The organism is Photobacterium chitinilyticum (assembly GCF_004104355.1).
Taxonomy (GTDB): Bacteria; Pseudomonadota; Gammaproteobacteria; order Enterobacterales; family Vibrionaceae; genus Photobacterium; species Photobacterium chitinilyticum.
This window is the reverse complement of sequence record NZ_RJLM01000005.1, coordinates 136,276-156,584: the sequence shown is the minus strand read 5'-3', so window position 1 is coordinate 156,584 and position 20,309 is coordinate 136,276. Positions and strand designations below refer to the sequence as shown.

Genomic DNA, 20,309 nt, shown 5'->3' with positions numbered 1-20,309 from the left:
TCTGGTGGTTGATAATAAGTTAACCACTTTGCCTCGTGGCTGATGTCTTGACAGGGTACACAATGCTATCCTTAATCTCATATTTATACTCATAGCTAAAATCTGGGAAAGGATAATTACTTGAATCATGCCAGTGCTGAACCGTTTGGGCTGCCTTCTCTTTAAGCTCCTCGTCGATAGCCGCCAGGTTACCAGCAAACTGATATTGATTGGAAAAAGCAAGCTGAGCGCCGACAGCTTCTGTTTGCTGCACAATTGAAAACAACACATCTTCCTGTACCGCCATGAACTCCTCATGATCCCGACATCGAATGTAGGCCACCACATTCACTAAGACGGCAAATTCGCCGACTCCCATAAAACGAACTCTGACTGGCTCTTCTTCCAGTTTGGGGTGTTGCAGCAAAATACGACGGGTATTAACCAGCAACAGTTTTAACTGATCTTGTGTCAGCTCAGCACGAACTCTGAATACGTGCTCCATACGGCGTTTATCACGTCGTTCCAAATTATCTATTTCCATATTGGCAAATTCAGAGTTTGGAATAGTAATCAACGACCGCTCTAGCGTACGAATGCGCGTGGAACGCAATCCGATACTCTCAATCGTACCAAGTTTGTCGCCATATTTGCATAACTCACCGATTTTGATACCACCATCAGCATACAATGTTAATCCATTAATCACGTTCTCCAATACGGGACGAATAGCCAACGCTACAGCTAAACCGCCAACACCAATACCCGCAAGAATAGGCGAAATCGAAAACCCCATGAATTCAATAATATAAACACCGAAAATGACTATTGTCAGGCCACCAAAAATACGAGCAAGTACAGTGATTAATGACGAATCAACATGCTGACCATTATGCTTATTGAAGGCGTAAATGGTGGCGAAATAATTGAATAGCGCCATGATCAACCAAGACACGAAGAAAAACTGCCCAAGTAAAAATGTTGACGATAGAAATTGATAAACCCCACCGGTTATCCATATCCCATCATCGATAACCTTTCGGGCCAGAAATAGGATCACCACTACACCAATCAAGGAAAGGATTTTACCCACTTTCCACTTAATCCCCTTCACTTCCCAACGTGCATTCCAATATTCTCCCAGGAAAAAACTCAAGCGGATAAGAAAATTACAAACAAAGAAAACCCCGACTAGCGATCCCCATTGCCACAACGGTAACGGACCATAGAGTTGCATGAGTTGAGATGGTAATGATTGAATAAACTGTTTTGGAAACAACGGCCCCGGGTTAACCAAGAATTCTTGATAGTATTCCACTCTACCTTGATCTCGATAAGGTAGAACCAGCATACTTCGATACCACCTAGGCAGTTGCTGCATTGTCCCCGGAGAAAAAAGATACTGTCCTTGCTTGTCATCTAAATCATGCCGAACAATAGCAAGATCAGTATTTGGAATACGCCAACGCTCAACAGACACAAGGCTATCACTTTCTAGTGCTGGTGCCTCCCACAGAGCATCTCCTTCCAGCCGATCTAACACTTCTCTCAGCAACAATACACGCTCCATTACAACCACGGTACGGTTTCGGTTTGGTATTTGAGAGAGGTCCATCGTTCTCATCACCTGCAGATAGGCATGCTGTGCTTGAGGGGCTTCTAACTGTTCATTACGCCAGTATTCGATCAACACATCTGATGAAGCCACAAAACTCTCTACCGTCGCCTTCGGACTCGAAGTATCAGCAAACACATAGTCGCTTGATGCCACTGCCGGTAAACTTGTAGTAAGAAAAACGCACAGCATAATCAGAATTTTGATCATGGGTAACCACGCTATTATTCAGAAAGATAAATGCGAGAAGCCTATAGCTGCGTTAAAGGCTTGTGCAGTCAATACACAAGCCTTTCATTTTGCTTTGGCAGTAGAAGCAACACACCCTTGTTTCGACCATCAATTAAGATGGATATCAAAGAACTGACCAATTTCTTTTATTGCATCCTCAGACTCCGGAATATCAGCCAACAAACCCAGCATGTAATCACCATGCGACTGGCCATCATAAACGTGCAATGCTGTTTCCACGTCGGCACCCCGTAGTAAGCGATGCATACGCACGGTGTCACTCAATAATAAATCACGAGTACCGGTTAAAAAGATGGTTGGTGGGAAACTTTCAATGTCGGCATAAACAGGAGAGATTAGAGGATTATTCAACTCCTGCCCTCCTGCATATAACTCTAATGTACTTTGAATTAGACCATCACGCTGACCAAGTGGATCTAATCCTTCCAGCACATACCAAGAATCAGAAGTCTCTTTTAAGTCGACAGCCGGAGTACCTACGTACAACGCTCCAGGTAACGGCAATCCTAGTTCTTGAAGCTTAAGCGTTGTCGCAAGCGTCAGGTTGCCACCGGCGGAAGTACCAAATATGGCTGTAGACGTGGGCTTTTGCTTTTTGATGAGTTCTTTCCACACTGCTACTGCATCCTCTAACGCGGCTGGAAAAGGGTGAAGTGGCGGCTTACGATAATCGATTGAAATGACTTGTGCACCTAGACCATTTGCCAACCAAGCAGCCTCACGCAGTGCCGATTCTCCCCCACCAAAGACAAATGCACCGCCATGGAGGTGAATCAACCACTTATCTTCATACTCAACCGCGATATTTTTGGGTGAAACAAAGAAGGTATCCACACCGGCAAATGTTTTGGCTTCATACGTCACGCCTAAACGCTCCAGTGCCCCTCGTGCAAGTTCAATCCCAGCCCGATCAAAATTATTTTGAAGCGCAATCCAAGCCTCTGTGGATTCCGGCACAGGAATGGTGAGTGGCATTTCTCTATTTTCAATCACATGAGAGAATTCTGCGGATATACCAACAGGAGTTGGTATTGAACGTTCGCTTAGGGTTGTCTTAGCAAAAGCTGTACTAGAAGCAAGTCCAACTAAAATTGCTGGAATTATATGACGTAAAGAGTTTATTTTCATAATGGTGCCTCAACTTGGATTCAAACAATGCGTCCTTGCGCTTGATGACCATTATTAAAACCTACGTAAAATATCACCATGAATTAGAGAAATTCATTTTGGGTCTATTTAAGAGCAAAAGAGAATTTCTCTAATTCATAGCAGATGGCCGTAATAGCAATAATAATTCACTCAAAGACAGCAACAATGAATTGGATAAAACACATGAAAAAACACTTACCTCTAATCGTGATTATTTCCACCTATTTGATTTTTCTCTTCTACATGGTGGTCAGGCTCACGTCTTAAATTATAAGCAGATATATCACCAATGATATCTGCATGGTATCCGTAAAAAACAGATTCAACCTTGACATTAAGAAGGATGATTTCACTAAAAGGTATGATTAGGCATAGTATTTGAGTATATTTTCCGTTTTCGACTTCAGCCCAAATCCCACGTATTCAGTATGACTGAATGCCTCTAATCATAAAAAATACACAAATAAAAATCAGTTGATTAGCTTTGTACAAAATTTAGATATCCCATTACAAGTTTGTGGTGGTCTATTTGAAATTTAGATAAACCTAATGAAAAATGGACAAACTTCAGTCTGCCCATTTTATTTCCCCCTATGACCATTAATTATTCAACTTGAACACAAGCTCCATATGAAGACTTACAAGGAGTTATAACTATAGGATCATATTTAATGGGTTCAGCTTTTTTACAAGCAGAATGTTTAGGGTAATCTTTACAAAAGTCCTCTTCTTTATAAGGTTTGTACTCAGGTATCTCTTCCCGCGTCAAGTGAAATCCTGAGCCACCACTTGTTGAGGAGGAGCTTTGAACTGGGATACTAATTGACGATGTAACAGAGTTATTTAATCCAAGCTGTTCAGCGACTGTTTGATACTCATTATTAAACACAGGTGACGTATCATCAGAAAAGGCCGCATCCATTTGAGATCTCAGATTTTGTTCATACTCACGGTTACGCTTTCTTATTTCAGCATTATGTTTCGCCAAGTCAGCTGCGCTAGGAGCCTCACGTTCCAGCCTTTCAGCACGCTCAAACACAGCCTTCTTTTGTTTATTTGTTAATCGTTCAGTAGTTAAATAGTACTTTGCCAAAAGATCATAGACTTCGTATTTCCCTCTACACTTTGCATAAAACAAAGCTGAACCATAAGCATATTTCCCACACCGATAAGAACTATCAGCGTTCACAGACGTTGGTTTATCACTGACCTCAAGCAGCAATGCTATCATGTCCAGTTGTTGAGGTTTATCTTTATCAAACATATCAATTGCAAAGTCCATTATTGCACTTTCACTAACCCACTTTAGGTTTACATCTATGTTGTCTTCTTGATGTGGCACATCACAAGAGATATATTTATTGACATTTGTCCATCCATCCTTTGTTCTTTCTAAGTTTCCTAATAAAGTTGTAAAGGATTTTGTATAACCTAATTTATACGCAAGATTAATAGGTGAATAGTAACCATAACCACATATGTTAGAATCATACCCATTATCTAACAATAGTTTTAAATATTTATTGGCTTCTTCATCACTAGAACTAAAACGCAATGGAGCATTTATCACATGCCGATATTTATATCGATAATCATCTTCCAATATATAACTTTTTCTTGTCGCACCTTTTTCTATCAACCATTCTGCCAACTCGTAATCATTTGTATATATTGCACACTCAACCAACGTTTGGCATTTGTCATTATATGCATCATGATCGGCTGCATAGGAAAAACTTGCATTCTCCCCGCCTAAATGAGCAATTTTCTCACTGGTAGGTATATTTGCGTTCTCAACTAAAAAATTTTGTTTACTAACACAACCTATAAGTTGAATTAAGGAAATAATAAAAATTAGTGTCTTGAAAATAATTCTCATATTCTTATACCTATCTCATACACGTAGTATAAGTGTATGAGATAGAAAATAGTCATCTTCTGATCTCGATCAAACCTGTACGATACTTTAACGAAAGCAACAAAACTACTCTCGTCTATTACATTACAAGCTGACGATATTTGGCACAACGATGATGGATCAATTCTTTTTTGGCCGACTGCAAGTTCTTCCTCAGCTTAAGCTGAACTATAGCAAAGATATCCAACTGTAATGCAAATGAATTGCATTTCAATGTCTTGTACCAAAAAGCCAATTTCAAATAATCAAACATTGTGTATATTCTATCGTAAAGCACCTAAGCTAACAGATAGTTAGCACTTCTCGTTTTCGCCCTTTAATCCCTACTCTAACATCAGGCATACGGCATACGGCATACGGCATACGGCATACGGCATACGGCATACGGCATCATACTTGAATTCAGGATCATTAGAACATTACAGTTACAACCATCACATAATAATAACTTGAGTAAATATTAATATATTTACTATTGCTCAGCTCTATCTAAAGGAATGCCTTACTGTAATAGTAGTAAATTTTGATTTGACAAATTTTTTTAATGCTATTTCAACTTACCATAAACTACTAAGCCTGATACTCATAACGGTGCACTAATAATTATAACAAGTACGCATGGTTTCATATCAAGAGTTTCAACTTTATAATTAATTTAAAGCTACCTTCCTATGCTGAAGTTAAATCAATATAACCACCACTCACAATTAACGCATCTAAAAATACACTTAACAATCAATAGCTTATTACTACAATCGCTAACTAAATAATTTTTAAGTTATTGATCTAAATAGCATTTACCCATGATGAGCAACGTCAATGTTTTGACTTGCCCTCTGTTAATTTGACAGTTCATTCAGTAATATAGTGCAATATCAATAAATAAGAATCTAATTCAAATGAAAACAAATCCCCACTTGCAAATACAAGTAAATGAATTGCGTACTGAATTAGCGTCTATACATGAGACAAATGAACTACTTACTAACGAACTAAATAAAAGTAGCGAACGATTTGTCATTGCAATGCGTGAGACTAACCAAGCAGTGTGGGATTGGGATCTTGAAACTGACGAAGTCTATTACTCCCCTCGATGGAAATCGATGCTGGGCTATGATGACAACGAACTTGAAGACCATTTAAGTACATGGAAATCATTAGTTCACCCTGATGATCAGAACGTAATTTTAGAAAGGGCACAGAATTACTTATTAGGTAAGTCAGACTCATTTGAAACAGAGATGCGATTACATCACAAAGATGGCTACTACGTTTATATTCGGTCTAGTGCATTTAAACTGTCAGAGACTTCCGACTGTAAGCCTCGTCGCCTGGTGGGATATCATGTCGATATATCAAAGCACAAAAGAGCAGAGATCTTTAGTAAGAAAAACACGAAGATCCTAGAAATGATCGCCAAGGGGTTTCCTACAACCGATATCTATACAGAAATAGCATTAATGTATGAAAACCATTATGTAGGAATGCGCTGCTCAATGCTTGAGTTAGAAGGAGATACACTTCTTCACGGTGGCGCTCCGAGTCTGCCCAAAGAATATTGTGATGCGGTACATGGCCTTAAAATTGGCCCTAATATAGGCTCCTGTGGTACATCCACCTATACGGGGAAAAGAGCTCTTGTTAAGGATATAGAAACAGATCCCAAATGGGCCGCTATTAAACATGTTGCCCTTCCCCATGGCATGCGTTGTTGTTGGTCTGAGCCAATTATAAGCTCTACGGGTAAAGTATTAGGTGCGTTTGGTATGTACTATAACCACCCAGCATTACCTACCGAAGAGGAGTCAGAAGCCTTAACTTCTGCAGCAATGCTTGCTGGTATTGTTATGGAGCGAGATCACAATCAAAAACGTATACGAGAACTAGCCTATATTGATGAACTTACAGGCTTCTCCAGTAGAAATCACTTCTCTATCAATCTTGAAACATTGATAGAAAGATCTTCAATAGATAACAACCAATTCAGCTTGTTTTACCTTGATCTCGATAATTTTAAAGATATCAATGATAGTCTGGGGCATGATGTTGGTGACAAGCATCTTCAGGAAATTGCAAATCGACTAACATCAGTTGGCTTGGGTGCTCATTTTTTAGCACGACTTGGTGGTGATGAGTTTTGCATCATTGTTAAAGAGGCAACAAATAAAGAGATTGCTGCAAGCATTGCAGCACGTTATCTTGACATCATATCAAAACCATCCGATGTTTCTGGCAGAAAGTTCATACAAACCTGTAGCATTGGAATCGCATTCTATCCTGAAGACGGTAAAGATCTTCAGAGCTTGTTGAAAGCAGCAGATACCGCTCTTTACACCGCAAAGGATCACGGTAAAAACCAATACGCTTTCTATAGCAAAGTACTTACTACAGAGGCTGAGTATCGTTTTAAAGTAGAGCAATACCTCAGGGAAGCAATCGAGCACAACACCTTATCGCTTGTTTATCAAACCCAGCATGATTTACATTCAGGAAAGATCGTTGGCGTTGAAGCGTTATCTCGTTGGCATCATCCTGAATTAGGACAAGTTTCTCCTGTCCAGTTTATCGCTATAGCAGAACGAATAGGCATGATAAAGCAGCTTACTGAACACGTACTCAAGACAGCATGTACGCAACTAGTTAGCTGGAAAAAGCTCGGTTTGGCAAACATACGCGTTGCTATCAATATCTCTCCTAATCATTTTCTCGATCCTGATTTTATTCCTTTAATCAAGCGAGTTATTAATGATACTGGTATAACTGCATCTGATTTGGAATTAGAAGTTACAGAAACTGTGGTGCAAACGCACCACCAAAACCTGTCAGTATTTCGAGAACTGAAAAAACTAGGAGTGCTACTGGCCATCGATGATTTTGGAACCGGATATTCATCATTCGCGTCACTCAAACACCTTACCGTTGATTGCCTGAAAATAGACAAATACTTCATTGATGACTTGCTTATCGACACTAAGACACAGCTCTTAGTTAGTTCAATGATCAAAATGGCACACAATTTAGGTTGTAAAGTAGTAGCCGAAGGAATCGAGAAACCAGAACAAGCGAATGAACTAAAAAAACTTGGATGCGATATGGCTCAAGGTTACCTATTCTGCAAACCTGCCAGCCCTACAGAAATTTCTATATTACTAAATGATGAAATGGTGCAAATATAACTTGTCTTTTTTTTGTACTAAGCATTTGTAAGTCGCTCTATTTTTCCACAATCAATACATTGATAGTTCAAATCATCATACATCAGCTGTACAGTACGAAGATAATCGGCTTTATAGGCTGATGGTCAGGAAACATTGTGATTAAAACAATTTAAAATGCCCGCTTCTACCCATAATACAACGCAACCGAAGCATCTTATGCTGTAATGAAAGAGTTGGTTGCAAAGTAGCAAAAGAGAAAGCCATATGAACTTTGATGAAAAAATAATTGATAGCCTTGACGAACTCGAGAAGTTTCTACTGTCTGTTGAAAATGGTGGGCTAGGCCTAACGAACGTAGCTGGGGTCGCTTTGGCAACCAACAATGCTGATGGTCGCCCTTTTATTGCAGTCTTAGATGATAAGCATCAATTGCTTCTAGGACGTTGGGTAACTAAAGATATTTACGAAAATGGCAAAGACCTTGTTCGTCACGGCCCGAAAAAGAACTTGCACTAAACTGAAAAATCGCGAACTAGAATAGTTCGCGCTTTTACTTCATCGATTTACTCAAGCATGCCCCAGCAAGCGAAAATTCCAGTTTTCAACATCACCGGTTTCTAACCGCTGCTCGACTTTAGCCATCCAGCTATGTGATAAACGATCTTGCTGTTTGAGCTTGAGAAGTCCCTCTTGATTCAAAGGGTCACCAAAATAGAACTCGCAAACTTCTCGCACAGTCATTGCATTATCCAATCGTTCCACCAGGACCAAAGGTTCATTCACATTCACCCTACCCGGCTGAATTACTCGGTATAGCCAGCCACAGCGGCTGATATCCTGCATATCCACTGAAAAATTTTCCACGCCCCAGCGCTTGCTAAGCTTAAAACATGGTGAACGAGGCTGGCTAACTTCTATGATGGCCTCGCCCCATTGGTAGCGATCACCAAGACAAACATTGTCTTCCGTCATACTCTCAGAGCTAAGGTTCTCACCCATACCCGGCGCTTGCCACTGATAATCAGATTGGTATTTATTATTCCAATAGACGTAATGCTCCACAGGGTAGTGATGAAGCGCACGTTCAGTACCACCATGGTGTTTTTGATCTGCACACTCATCACCCTCTAAGCCTTCTGGTGAAAGATAAATATCCTCTTGAACAGCAAACTTATCAATTGCTGTTTCCATCCCATAACGAGAAGCCACCTTACCGCGAAAAACACCGCTGAGAGAATACTGCTGTATCATACCAACCTCTTTCTATTTGTTTTCGCGATAGACTACCACAGCAATACCAGGTGCTAACAAATGAAATATCTTTCAATCAATGGCAGCATGGCCGAAGCTACCAGATAAACAGGTTTAGGCTGGCTCATATTGCCCCCCTACTGCATTAAGTATTTCGCCGTTTTGCTGGCCTTCAAGGCTAGCTTGATAATACGAGGCAACATCCCTGGCAGATATGCCTGTACTGCTATCGATGCCCCACAGCTCCATCGTTTCTTTTACCATCCCCGGGCTCACTGCGTTGATTCGCTTGCCGTCTTTTAGCTCTAGAGCTGCAGTTGTCACAAACGCATTAACGGCTGCAACCCCCATCGCAATAGCTGCAGTACCCGGCATAGGGTTATTGGCCGCCTGCCCCGAAGAAAGCGTAATAGAGCCCCCCTCATTCAGGTAATCAAGACCGAGACGAACTAAGTTTACTTGGCCCATAACTTTATTGTTTAGTACGGTGTAATAACCGGAATCAGGCATTTCATCCAGACTGCCCATTTGCCCACTACCAGCCATGCTGATAATAGCATCAACTTTTCCTACACTGTCAAGCAGGGCCTTAATGGATTCCTTGCTTTCAATATCAACGATATAGTCGCCATGGCTGTGCCCCACTGCGATGACTTCGTGATCTTGCTGAAGATGGCTAACAGTCGCCTTGCCAATAACACCGTTGGCACCAATTGCTAGAATTTTCATCACTTCTCCTGATAATTAGTATTGTGTTTGTTCTAACCAACTGATGACTTTTGCAGCCAGTTGTTGAGATTGATCTTCTTGTAAAAAATGTGAGGCGTTTTCAATCGTTATATGCGATTGTCCCTGCGCTCCGCTAAAATTAGCCTGAAACTTTTTGTCATAACCTTGCTCGGCTAAGAAAGGATCTTTATCACTGAACAATGTAAGAACGGGCTTGTGCCATTGCTTTAACTTCTCCCAATCCGCGTTTACCTGATCCAACTCAGATGCAACAATCTCTGGCATCTTCCTTGGCGCGGCATAATAGTCAGGCGTCGGGAACGGAGCGTCGTAAGCCTGCATTTCGTCAGTGCTGAGCTGCTTAGTCGTAAGCGTTTGGATAATTTGGCCTACTTCTAGATGGGCGGAATGTCTGAAATAACCAGCCCAGTTGCCGTAATTAATATTATTGGCAAATTTATTGATGCTTGGCTTACCTGCCATTGCCGCCATCAACTTAAGCACTTTGGGCACCATGAACTTTTCTAGGCCTTTCATTTCTGCAAGTGCCGTATTAGAAACCACAAGTCGATCTAACCACTCAGGCTCCTGTGCCAGCACTCTCAACCCAATCATTCCTCCCCAGTCCTGCATGAAAGCAGCAGCATTTGTGATCCCTAGTTGACGCACGAAACTGGTCATCCAGCGAACATGATTTCCGTATGAATGGACGTTACTGCTTGCAGGCTTATCTGACTTCCCAAAACCGATTAAATCAGGGGCAATCACGCGATAGCCAGCATCGACAAGCAAAGGCACCATATGTCGGTATAGATAGCTCCACGACGGTTGACCGTGAAGCAGGAATACCGTTTTTTCATTATCTTTCCCTTCATCAAGGTAGTGCATTCGCATACCATCGACTTCCAAGTAATTTGCTACAAACGGATAATCCACTAGGGCTGCAAATGCATCATCCGGTGTTCGAAGGATCTGCTGGTTCATCTCCACTTCCTCACTAGGCTGCTTTGTCATACTGTTCTATTATTCCGACCACCTTGAAAGTACCCCACTGATTATTGGACAGAGGCACTTGGGTGCGGTTGATGTGTTAACTGTATTCAATAATGATGACCGAAAAAAGCATAGCTTTTAGACTTAAACGGTCATATTATTTGACCATGATTGCATTAGAACATTTACACGTTATCAACGTGATCCACCAGGAAGGCAGCTTTCGCAAGGCCAGTGAACGGCTGTTCAAAGCACGCTCTGCCGTCTCATATTCAGTAAAACAGGTTGAAGAGTATTACCAGATTGAGATCTTTACTCGGGATACCTATCGGCCCAAGCTGACACGCAATGGAAAAGTACTTATCAACAAAATTCAGCATTTGCTCAGTGAAGCCAATGATTTTGATATATTTGCCCGCCAGATGAACAGTGAAGTTGAGACTGAGCTACGGATCAGTATTAGCGCTATATTTGCCATGGATAAAGTCACCCAATTGCTGGGGAAACTAAAACAAGAATTTCCGAAAACGATCATTCATTTGGACATTGAAACTGCATCGGGGGAACGAATGTTGCTGGATGACTTAGTCGATATTGGTATCTATGGTGGCTTTGAACAAGATGCCAGAGTACAGTACCGCTGTATAGACTACTGTAAACTCCCAGTCTTTATTTCAGACCGTTTCCCTTTAGCAAGTAAGAACAAGATCAGCCAAGTAGACCTGATCACTTACCCACAAGTCGTCGTAAAATCGTCATACAAGACAAGTCCTGATTCTGGCATCGTGAAGGACGGTATTCAGTGGTATGTATCTGATCATAATACGAAGAAGTCATTAATACGCAGCGGACTTGGCTGGGGACGATTACCCATGCACGATCTTGAACAAGAAATTAAAGAAAAGAAACTCATCCAGTTGAATACCCAAAAGACAATGGAAATACCTGTTTATGTGGCCAAGCTAAAAAGCAAAGCTTTGGGACCTGTAGGAATGACTGTCTGGAATTTCTTCGAAGATTATGAGTGAAATTCATTGACCTCCTTATAACTGATCGATTCAGCCTAGCAGAATCAACTTAATCAGGTCAGGCTCTTGGCCCACTTTAACCTGACAACGCGCACGCCGCTTAACGTTAGTTTTACCGCCTCACCTCCTCCTATCGCTATCAGGTAAACATACACTACTGGAAAGTTTAACTGCACACATGCCATAGCAAGCGGTACTGAGGTTCCCCACATACAAACAGTATCAACGAGAAAGATATATCGGGTTTCACCTCCAGACTTCAGCGTACCCATCATATTTATTGAGTTCACAGTGATCAGCGGCAGCAACAAACAAAAAAACAAGGTGAGCTTTCTCGCCATTACCCGAGTGCCAGATTCCAGATCGTACAAGCCAATTATTGGATCGATAAAGTTGGCCAAAATAACGGCGATGACAGCAGCAAAGATAACGGCGATGATATTGATTTCTTTAGCTATGCTGACAGCTTTGGCAATATTATTCCTGCCTAGCTCGTGGCCGATGATTATCCCGGTGGCACAGCTCAAGGCAATGATCCCAGTCATAGCGATTTTTTCAAGACTATTAAATATATTAACGGACACTAGGGTATCCGTCCCCATTCGGGCATAAATAGCCATCAGTGTCGTAGTGCCCAATGCCCAACAAGTATAAGAACCTATCACAGGCAACGCAGTTTTCAGATAGCGATAAATAAAGCTCTGCTCGATGTTCTTAAAGTCACTCAGCGAAACAAACACAGGGTAATTTCGGGAATGCGCTAAAAAGAATAACAACAGGCACTCGACCAGCCTGGCACAGGTTGTTGCAATAGCAGCCCCTGCAACCCCGAGTTGAGGGAAGCCAAAATGACCAAAAATGAGCACATAGTTCAGTGCAACGTTGATAACCAGAGCTAATGCACTCGCATACATGGCTTCTTTGGTATGACCAATACCGCTAAGCATTTGAGCCAAAGTAATGGTCGAAGCTGAAAAAAAGTAAGAAATAGCGACAATTCTAAGATAGTTCTCAGCTAGCAATAACACGTCGACATCTGTCGTGAACAATTGCATCAATACATCGGAGATAAAAAAAGCAGCGCAGAAAAAAGCAGCGGTGACGACCAAGGCCAGTAGGCTGCAAAATGCAATAACTTTACGAATGCTCGAGAAATCTTTAATCCCGTAGAACTGAGAAACAAAAATGACACCAGCGCTGCTTACGCCAAATAGGGAAATGATCAGTAACATCATAATCTGGTTAGCTAATCCTACTGCTGCTATAGCAGCCTCCCCAATCTGACCTATCATAAAAACATCAACGAGATTAATCGTTGATGTTATAAGCCCTTGCAGGGTGATAGGGACGGCTATCTGGAGTATTTTCTTATGTATATCTTTCACTAGATTCAGGGTTCTTTAATAATGCTGAGAAAGTCGCTAAGCAATCGCTGACGGCTTCTCTTTAGTTGTCGGGCAGCTGTAAAATCAACCGTTAAGGCCAAGTTTTACAGCTGTGGTGATAGGCAAAGAAGGGGGGCTCCAACAGACCTTATTGGTCACTCAACGTGTAAACTAACAAATGTACCTTGTCGAAGAATATATCCTGTACATAGTCGAAGGTATCAATGATTTCGAAACCTTTATTCAGGTAAATCGCAAGTGCGTCGCTGCTGGCATAGACCGTGAGTAAGATCCTGCTACAGCTGTGTGCCAGTGCATCACTTTTCAATTTGTTGAATATCTGAGTGAAGGCCCCCTGTCCTCTTGCGCTGTGTTTAATGGCTACCGTACTAATAAAGTAATCATCTTCTCTAAGATTGCTCATAACGAAATCATCATAAGCATCATCAACAGCTTTCATTTCATCTCGGTAGTAATACGGAGCTTTGATGGCATAAAACTGGCCGCTGCTCCCAGCGATGAAAAAGCCTAAAAACGAACTCATCGAGCCAGAGTCATAAACACCTTGTAGCAAAGTGATATAAGGCTCAATATTTTGCTTTTTCTGCAATTCGATCAGATTCAGTCCAAGCACATTTCCAGCTGAGCAATATTCAAGATAGCTGGTTTCAAAAATCAGCTTCGCCATTTCATGCTGATCGATATCACTGGTTTGTTTCCCCGGCACAAACCTAACGGCATTTCTTGCCCTCAGCCCGCTGGCTTTACAAGTATATGAGTCCTCCTTTACTTCAGACTCTTTGCCATACCAATATTGACCACGAGCAATGGAGTCTTGATTACATGCGATCATATAATCACTAAACAGGTTGTTGACTCGATCCAGGTTGTCGTCAGCGCTTAATACGTTGTAGTAGTGATAATGCTCAATATCGGAGCGAAGCTGTGGTGGGTAAGCCATTCTTGGCACTTCATCTAAGGAGAATACATCACTAATTTGAGCCAGCTCAAGCGAGTTGTTCAGTGTCCAGTTTGCTTTCGTCAGATTAGTGATACAGCGATCATAGCTTTGACTCTCGTCATCACTCAAAGGGAGGTGAATACCAGTGATAATATCATGTGATAAGCGCATGCCCCGGATACCACAAAGAACCGGCTCGCTCTGCTGATTGAACAGCGCGGAGTAGGTTTGAGTCAACTCATCGTGGCTTATAAAACTGCAACCAATGTGAGTTTTCCAATCGTCATAAAGTTGTTCAAAAACAAAAAGCTCGAACTCTTTGTTTTTGAACGGTATATCTTCAGGTAGGCGAAGGTAGTGACTATTCAATTTACTGAGGAGTTCGCGCAGTGAATGATTATTTTTCTTGGCGATAATCATCCCTGTTTCATCGAGGAACAGGTTCATCCAGTCGAGACGGTGCAATTGCCACTCTCCGGCATCATCCTGCACGTAGTGACTATAATCAGGGATTTCAGGCTTAGCCAGAAACAAGGTGGCAGGTTTATAGGGAATTGTGTCACTGTCCATATAAACGCCACCAAACTCGATCACAATCATAAACCTGAAATAGTCTGACAGGGTTGCATAATAGCCATTGTCGTGCAGCTTATTAACTACACCAAAGTATTCTCTGGCTTGCGCTATTGCTAACGCCTGTAGAGAGTTAACATGAGAAATATGGCCACCGAATGTATATTGACCGAGGGTATATTCACCATCTCCCCCTGTTGCAATAAAATGAGGGTCGTCTTTAAGCTGCTCCTCATTCCATACCCACAGTACACTCTGATAGGCGTTATCTTTTACCGCCTGAATAGCAAGATCCCATTGCGCAATGGCATTTTTAGTTGTCTCTGGCAGGCCACCTCCCATCCATATCCGGTGAATAAGTTTTTCGTCCTCACCCAACTGCTGGGCCGGTACCGCTAACAACGACGAGCAGCGTGTAATATCCAGTTTTTCACCATGTTTACAGACCCACCCTCTCAGCGCTTCAAGCTGTGATTGGAACTGTTTTTTTAGAAAGATAACGTCTTCTTTATTTGCCTGTATATATCCCTGGAGTTCGATAAAATCCAGTTTAAGCTTGTTTATCCTTTTTTCGTATTCTCCCAGATAAACATGTTGGTCGAGAGTCTCTATTGCAAGGTCTGTAATTATCATTATTTAACTCGTTGTCTGGTGGATGTCTAAAGAAGCTGTACCTGCTGAACTAAGAATGAGATTGAGTTCTTAACCAGTATTCATTATGGCGGGCTCAAACACTTCTGTATTAGATGGACTCTGTTCGATCACATCTGAACAATCCTGTACTGGAGGGGGCATAGAAGCTACCGGACAAACAGCATAATCTTCAATTATATTAATGTATTCAAGGCTTGAGTCTTCCAGGCCTTGCACGGAGACATTGGTTGATTTCAGCATCTCAATGTAGTGGATAATATCTTCTGTAATCTCTTCCCCCGGATACAAAATGGGAATACCTGGGGGATAAACCATAATGGATTCACCACTTTTCTTCCCGATGGCCTCATTTAATTGGCACTTGGTCTTAACGGCAAAAAAAGCGTCTCTGGGATTGTCAAGCATCCTTGGCGTAGTGCTAAGGTAATTCACTGCTGGTACGTCGCCTTTATGTGCCAAAGGAGTATATTGTGCCGAGATAGCTCTGAGTGCATGCTGTACCGTCTTGAGGTCGTCCTTGCTGTCGGCATAGCTGGTGATAAAAAGCACATTATAAAAATCTGAAAGTTCAACCTGAATGTTGTATTCGGTCGTGAGAATTTTTTCGAGCTGAAAACCTGTTAGCCCCAACGTTTTTGCACTGACGGAGATCTTTGTAGGATCAAACGCAAACACGCCTTGACGATCAAGAACTTCTTCACCGAAACAATGCATGCCAGATATGATGTTAATCTCTCCTCTTAGCCACTTAGCATTGCGTATAGCCTGTCCAATCAGGCTCTCTCCATCCAAGGCAACCTGCTTTCTAGCGACGTCTAGTGACGCCAGCAAGGGATAAGATGGCGAGGTGCTCTGTAAGATGTTGAGCACTTGTCTAACCCGGTTTCCCTGAATTAAATCCCCCTGAATGTGCAGTATGGAGCCCTGTGTTAACGCACCCGTCAATTTATGTGTGCTTTGAGTACAGGCATCAGCACCGGCTTCCATTGCAGAGATAGGGAGATCATCCGCAAACTGCAAGTGCGGACCGTGTGCTTCGTCGACAAGTAAAGGAATATCATAGCCATGCACTATGTTGACAATAGAAACGAGGTCAGTTGCTATTCCGTAATAGGTGGGGTTAATAACTAAAACAGCACTTGCATCCGGATGCTGCAAAAGGGTCTGTCTAACCGTTTCTGGTGAAACGCCATGCGCAATACCGTTAACTGGATCAATTTCTGGCTGCATATAGACAGGCGTTGCACCACCTAAAATAATCCCAGCACTGACAGATATATGGATGTTCCGTGGAACTAGGATTTTTTCACCGGGCTTTATAGCTGATAAGATCATGGCCTGAATACCACCAGAAGTGCCGTTCACGGTGAAAAAGCTTTCTTTGGCGCCAAAAGTTTCTGCGGTAAGTTCTAGGGCTTTTTTTATGTGACTTTTGGGATAATGAAGTCCATCAACCATCTCAAATATAGTGACATCTATCTTGAAGATATTAGGGCCAATAAAATCATAAAACTCTTTGTCTATCCCTCGCCCTTGCTTATGCCCAGGTACATGAAAAGGAGCAATCTTCCTTGCCGCATATTCATTCTTTAAATTGCTAAATATTGGTGTTTCGCGCTGATCAAGCTTCCCCATATCTCTACGGCTCTTAATAGTTAATAACTAAATATATTCTGTATCGGTTCAGTCTATAGAACAGCATAGTAATACCGCGAGGCTGTCGAAACATGGCGTAAAAATATTAACAAAAGAATAGTTAAAATAATTTCACGCATCATATCAACAACCATAAACAAGAGCATACAGGCGTAAATCTAAACAATAAATCAAACAATTAGCTTTTGCGATGCACTTCAAGCAACTAAGAGAAAAGTTGTTACAACAACTTTTTAAGCAAGAAATACCTCGCATAATAAAAAGTCATGGTGTTATAAAAAATCAATCTATTATTAGAGACCTATCCATTTTGCCACATATCTAACCTTGCTGAAGTAATATATGAGTACAAATAAACACACTTAAATCTATAGCGATATTAACTTTTAAACATACTAATAAAAACCATACCTATAACTCTGATAAACCCCATCAAAGAACCAATGAAAGGAAAAGAAAACAAAACGACACAAAGGCTATGTGTCGCTTTGTTACTGTGAAGCAAACTATCACCAGTTATTATCTAAGATTAGATCTAACTAAGTTATTCACCCAAAGCCCAGATCGCATTCGGCGAACAAATAAACCCGCCTTAAAGACTTCTTCCAGTGATATTCCGACAAAGGCGCCGATAAGCCCCCAATCACACCAAACCCCAAGAATGTAACTCGCAGGCGCTCCCACCACGGCGAAACTGATCAACGTGGTGTTCATTACCGACTTAGCATCTCCCCCTGCTCTCAACAACCCCGGAATCACCGAGTTTATAGAGGTAAAATAGAGAGAAAAAGCAAGAATCCAAATACACATATAAGCCAAGTCATATGTTTCAGCCTGAATTTTATACAAACTCAGCAACGGATGCGCAAAGAGAATAAGTAATACAACAGGGATCGTCATTATTGCCAATCCTGCAAAAATCGCACTGCTGGCACTTGCCTGAGCCTGACGAAACTTCCCAGCTCCCAACAGCTTGCCAATATGGATCGCGGTTGCTTGCTGCAAGCCTCCTACAGGCAGCATGAATAGCCCCTTAAACGTTCGAATAATGGCATAACCAGCATAGGCTATAGCCCCTACCGAATTCATGAGCACAGTATAAAATACGCGAGCCCCCTGCCAGTAAAAACCATCGATGGTATTGGGGTAACCTAGTTCTATAATTTGTTTTAATGAAGTCCACTCAGGGACTAATAAGTTAACAATTCGGAATTTTCGGAAGAAACAAATAAGTAAAACCAGACTTTGCCCGACACTTGCAATAAACGTCGCATAGGCCGCACCTCGTAGCCCTAATGGTGTAAATAACGGTTCCACTATACCCGGGATAGGCAACCCAAAGATAAGGATATAGTTACCTGCAAAATTAACGACATTGAAAAAAATCGATATTTTTACCGGTGTCTTAGTATTCCCCGTAGAATTAAAAACGGCAGAGATCATCTGCGAGAGCAACATACTAGGTACGGCAAGTGCAACGATTTTAATATATGTTCCGGCAATTACAGGTACTTCAGACCATTCCTCACGAGGTAGAAATACATCTGTCGTTAATATTGCTATCAATTCTTCAGCATAAGAAAAGAAGATAGAGGCTAACAACACACCACAAAGCCAGCCTGTCGTCACCATACTCTGCGCCACATGTAACAGCTTTTGTTGTTGATTCGCACCAGAATATTGAGAAATCATAATGCTTCCCCCTGTCGACAACGCGGCAAACAACAGGAAGCTAAATGATAGAAGCTGACTGGAATTACCCAGACCCGAGATCGCTCCTTCCCCCAGCTGACCAATCATCAGTGAGTCAACAAAACCCATCAAGGTAAAAAGAACACCTTGTATCATAATAGGCATCGCTAACTTTATGATCGGACGCGCCAGATTAGGCCTTACATATCGCATTCTATTTTGAATCAAGTTCATCCAACACTCTCTTGATGACTACTTGCAACACTTGACTATCCCTTTCCAAACGAGAAAGCTCCCATTCAAACCAGTCTAAATGTTTCAGGCATTCTTCTTCACTGTTAGTCAGATTGAAGAACCGAACAATATAAAGAGGTACAGCCTCTACAAAAAGATGTATTAGTAACAGCTCCTCTGCAGTTAACCCGGATGTTTTACGGTATTCGCTGACTATCATCTGCCAGTTGTCATATAAAATCTGTTCAACGATAGCTTGCGGAACATCGAAGTCTTCTGAGTTCAGTTCTTCTCTGCTATATTTTTTCCGAAGCTCACGGAAGAAAAATATCCGGCTACTCCAGTAGATATCTGTTAGGCGATGATCGTAACGAGAGAAATCAAAATCAATCACTCCGGTGTAGTTTCCGTCCTGATCATAAAAGAGATTGAAACAGTGCATGTCACCATGGATATAGCACTTTTCCAGCACAGTTAGATCAAGCGTTGATATCTCATCTTCAAGTTTGCAAGCAAGAGCAATTAGCTTAGGAAGTAAACGAGCCATCTTCACCACCGATTCTCTCGATTTATCAGCGGTTTCAATTTGTTCTTTTAGATCTTGCAACCAGCTCCGGCACGCAGCCATATCCAAAAACTGAACGCGCAGTCCCGGGTACGGCTCGTTAAAATTTCTCGATGCCTTGTGAAAATCGGCTAACGCATGCACGGTTTCGCGATGAGCTTTCGCTGGTATATCACTTTCCCAGTTATACGTCATATCCGGAACAAATTCCGTCATTACGTAATAGCTACCGTCAAACTCGAGAAAAGGGGATCCTGTTTTATCTGCTACAATTGCCGGAGTTGGACAGCCATGCAGGTTAAGGTGTTCTATCAATGCCACCTCATTACTGACCAGCTCACGAGTATTACTCTTAAAACAGTTCTTAAGGACGTATTTTCCTTCTTTCGTTGGCACAATGAATACTTCATTTGCCATTCCGAAATAACATAACGTGACATTATCATTCGGATATTTTTTGTATGCGTCTAATACAAACTGTAGACGACGTTGCACTGGTTCTGATGCCATGCTTGTT

The 20,309-nt window shown here is 41.7% G+C and carries 14 protein-coding genes; 3 read left to right on the top strand and 11 right to left on the bottom strand.

The features are described from left to right. Nucleotides 1–19 precede the first annotated feature (19 nt). The 3 genes from EDI28_RS13805 to EDI28_RS13795 all read right to left on the bottom strand — a co-directional run bounded on the left by EDI28_RS13805 (nucleotide 20) and on the right by EDI28_RS13795 (nucleotide 4,874). A complete protein-coding gene (locus EDI28_RS13805; protein ID WP_128784468.1) occupies nucleotides 20–1,804 on the bottom strand; it encodes a mechanosensitive ion channel family protein in 1,785 nt (594 codons plus the stop codon). 129 nt (nucleotides 1,805–1,933) lie between these two features. Then, nucleotides 1,934–2,974, bottom strand: a complete 1,041-nt coding sequence (locus EDI28_RS13800; RefSeq protein WP_128784467.1) for an alpha/beta hydrolase — start codon at nucleotides 2,972–2,974, stop codon at nucleotides 1,934–1,936. Between the two features lie 625 nt (nucleotides 2,975–3,599). Then, the gene (locus EDI28_RS13795) at nucleotides 3,600–4,874 is read right to left on the bottom strand and encodes an ankyrin repeat domain-containing protein (protein ID WP_128784466.1); all 1,275 of its coding nucleotides are present in this window, start codon (nucleotides 4,872–4,874) and stop codon (nucleotides 3,600–3,602) included. Between the two features lie 938 nt (nucleotides 4,875–5,812). Here EDI28_RS13795 and EDI28_RS13790 point away from each other — a divergent pair. Both EDI28_RS13790 and EDI28_RS13785 read left to right on the top strand, forming a co-directional pair. Continuing rightward, nucleotides 5,813–8,089, top strand: a complete 2,277-nt coding sequence (locus tag EDI28_RS13790; protein ID WP_128784465.1) for a bifunctional diguanylate cyclase/phosphodiesterase — start codon at nucleotides 5,813–5,815, stop codon at nucleotides 8,087–8,089. A gap of 246 nt (nucleotides 8,090–8,335) precedes the next feature. Continuing rightward, nucleotides 8,336–8,587: a hypothetical protein gene (locus EDI28_RS13785; protein ID WP_128784464.1), complete on the top strand. Its 252-nt coding sequence runs from the start codon at nucleotides 8,336–8,338 to the stop codon at nucleotides 8,585–8,587. A gap of 51 nt (nucleotides 8,588–8,638) precedes the next feature. On the opposite strand, the gene EDI28_RS13780 is transcribed toward EDI28_RS13785, so the two are convergent. From EDI28_RS13780 to EDI28_RS13770, 3 genes are all read right to left on the bottom strand, one after another. Beyond that, a complete protein-coding gene (locus tag EDI28_RS13780) occupies nucleotides 8,639–9,322 on the bottom strand; it encodes an MOSC domain-containing protein (RefSeq protein WP_128784463.1) in 684 nt (227 codons plus the stop codon). Between the two features lie 114 nt (nucleotides 9,323–9,436). After that, on the bottom strand, nucleotides 9,437–10,051 hold the full coding sequence (locus tag EDI28_RS13775; RefSeq protein WP_128784462.1) for a short chain dehydrogenase: 615 nt from the start codon (nucleotides 10,049–10,051) through the stop codon (nucleotides 9,437–9,439). 15 nt (nucleotides 10,052–10,066) lie between these two features. Continuing rightward, nucleotides 10,067–11,065 (bottom strand): haloalkane dehalogenase, encoded by a 999-nt coding sequence (locus EDI28_RS13770; RefSeq protein WP_128784461.1) that lies wholly within the window; start codon nucleotides 11,063–11,065, stop codon nucleotides 10,067–10,069. Nucleotides 11,066–11,211: 146 nt separating this feature from the next. Between EDI28_RS13770 and EDI28_RS13765 the strand changes: the two genes are divergently transcribed. Next, a complete protein-coding gene (locus EDI28_RS13765) occupies nucleotides 11,212–12,072 on the top strand; it encodes a LysR family transcriptional regulator (protein WP_128784460.1) in 861 nt (286 codons plus the stop codon). 53 nt (nucleotides 12,073–12,125) lie between these two features. On the opposite strand, the gene EDI28_RS13760 is transcribed toward EDI28_RS13765, so the two are convergent. From EDI28_RS13760 to EDI28_RS13740, 5 genes are all read right to left on the bottom strand, one after another. After that, complete coding sequence (locus tag EDI28_RS13760; protein ID WP_164918559.1) at nucleotides 12,126–13,457, bottom strand: MATE family efflux transporter; 1,332 nt, start codon at nucleotides 13,455–13,457, stop codon at nucleotides 12,126–12,128. A 148-nt stretch (nucleotides 13,458–13,605) separates the two neighbouring features. After that, nucleotides 13,606–15,624 carry a glycosyltransferase gene (locus tag EDI28_RS13755; RefSeq protein WP_128784458.1) on the bottom strand — a complete coding sequence of 673 codons (2,019 nt, stop codon included), beginning with the start codon at nucleotides 15,622–15,624 and terminating at the stop codon, nucleotides 13,606–13,608. Nucleotides 15,625–15,693: 69 nt separating this feature from the next. After that, nucleotides 15,694–17,280, bottom strand: a complete 1,587-nt coding sequence (locus tag EDI28_RS13750) for an aminotransferase class I/II-fold pyridoxal phosphate-dependent enzyme (RefSeq protein ID WP_128784457.1) — start codon at nucleotides 17,278–17,280, stop codon at nucleotides 15,694–15,696. 540 nt (nucleotides 17,281–17,820) lie between these two features. Beyond that, nucleotides 17,821–19,227, bottom strand: coding sequence for an MATE family efflux transporter (locus tag EDI28_RS13745; RefSeq protein ID WP_233353375.1), 1,407 nt, complete (start codon nucleotides 19,225–19,227; stop codon nucleotides 17,821–17,823). Beyond that, nucleotides 19,208–20,302 (bottom strand): phosphotransferase enzyme family protein, encoded by a 1,095-nt coding sequence (locus EDI28_RS13740; RefSeq protein ID WP_128784456.1) that lies wholly within the window; start codon nucleotides 20,300–20,302, stop codon nucleotides 19,208–19,210. Before EDI28_RS13740 ends, EDI28_RS13745 begins: the two co-directional genes overlap by 20 nt. Between the last annotated feature and the right edge of the window lie 7 nt (nucleotides 20,303–20,309).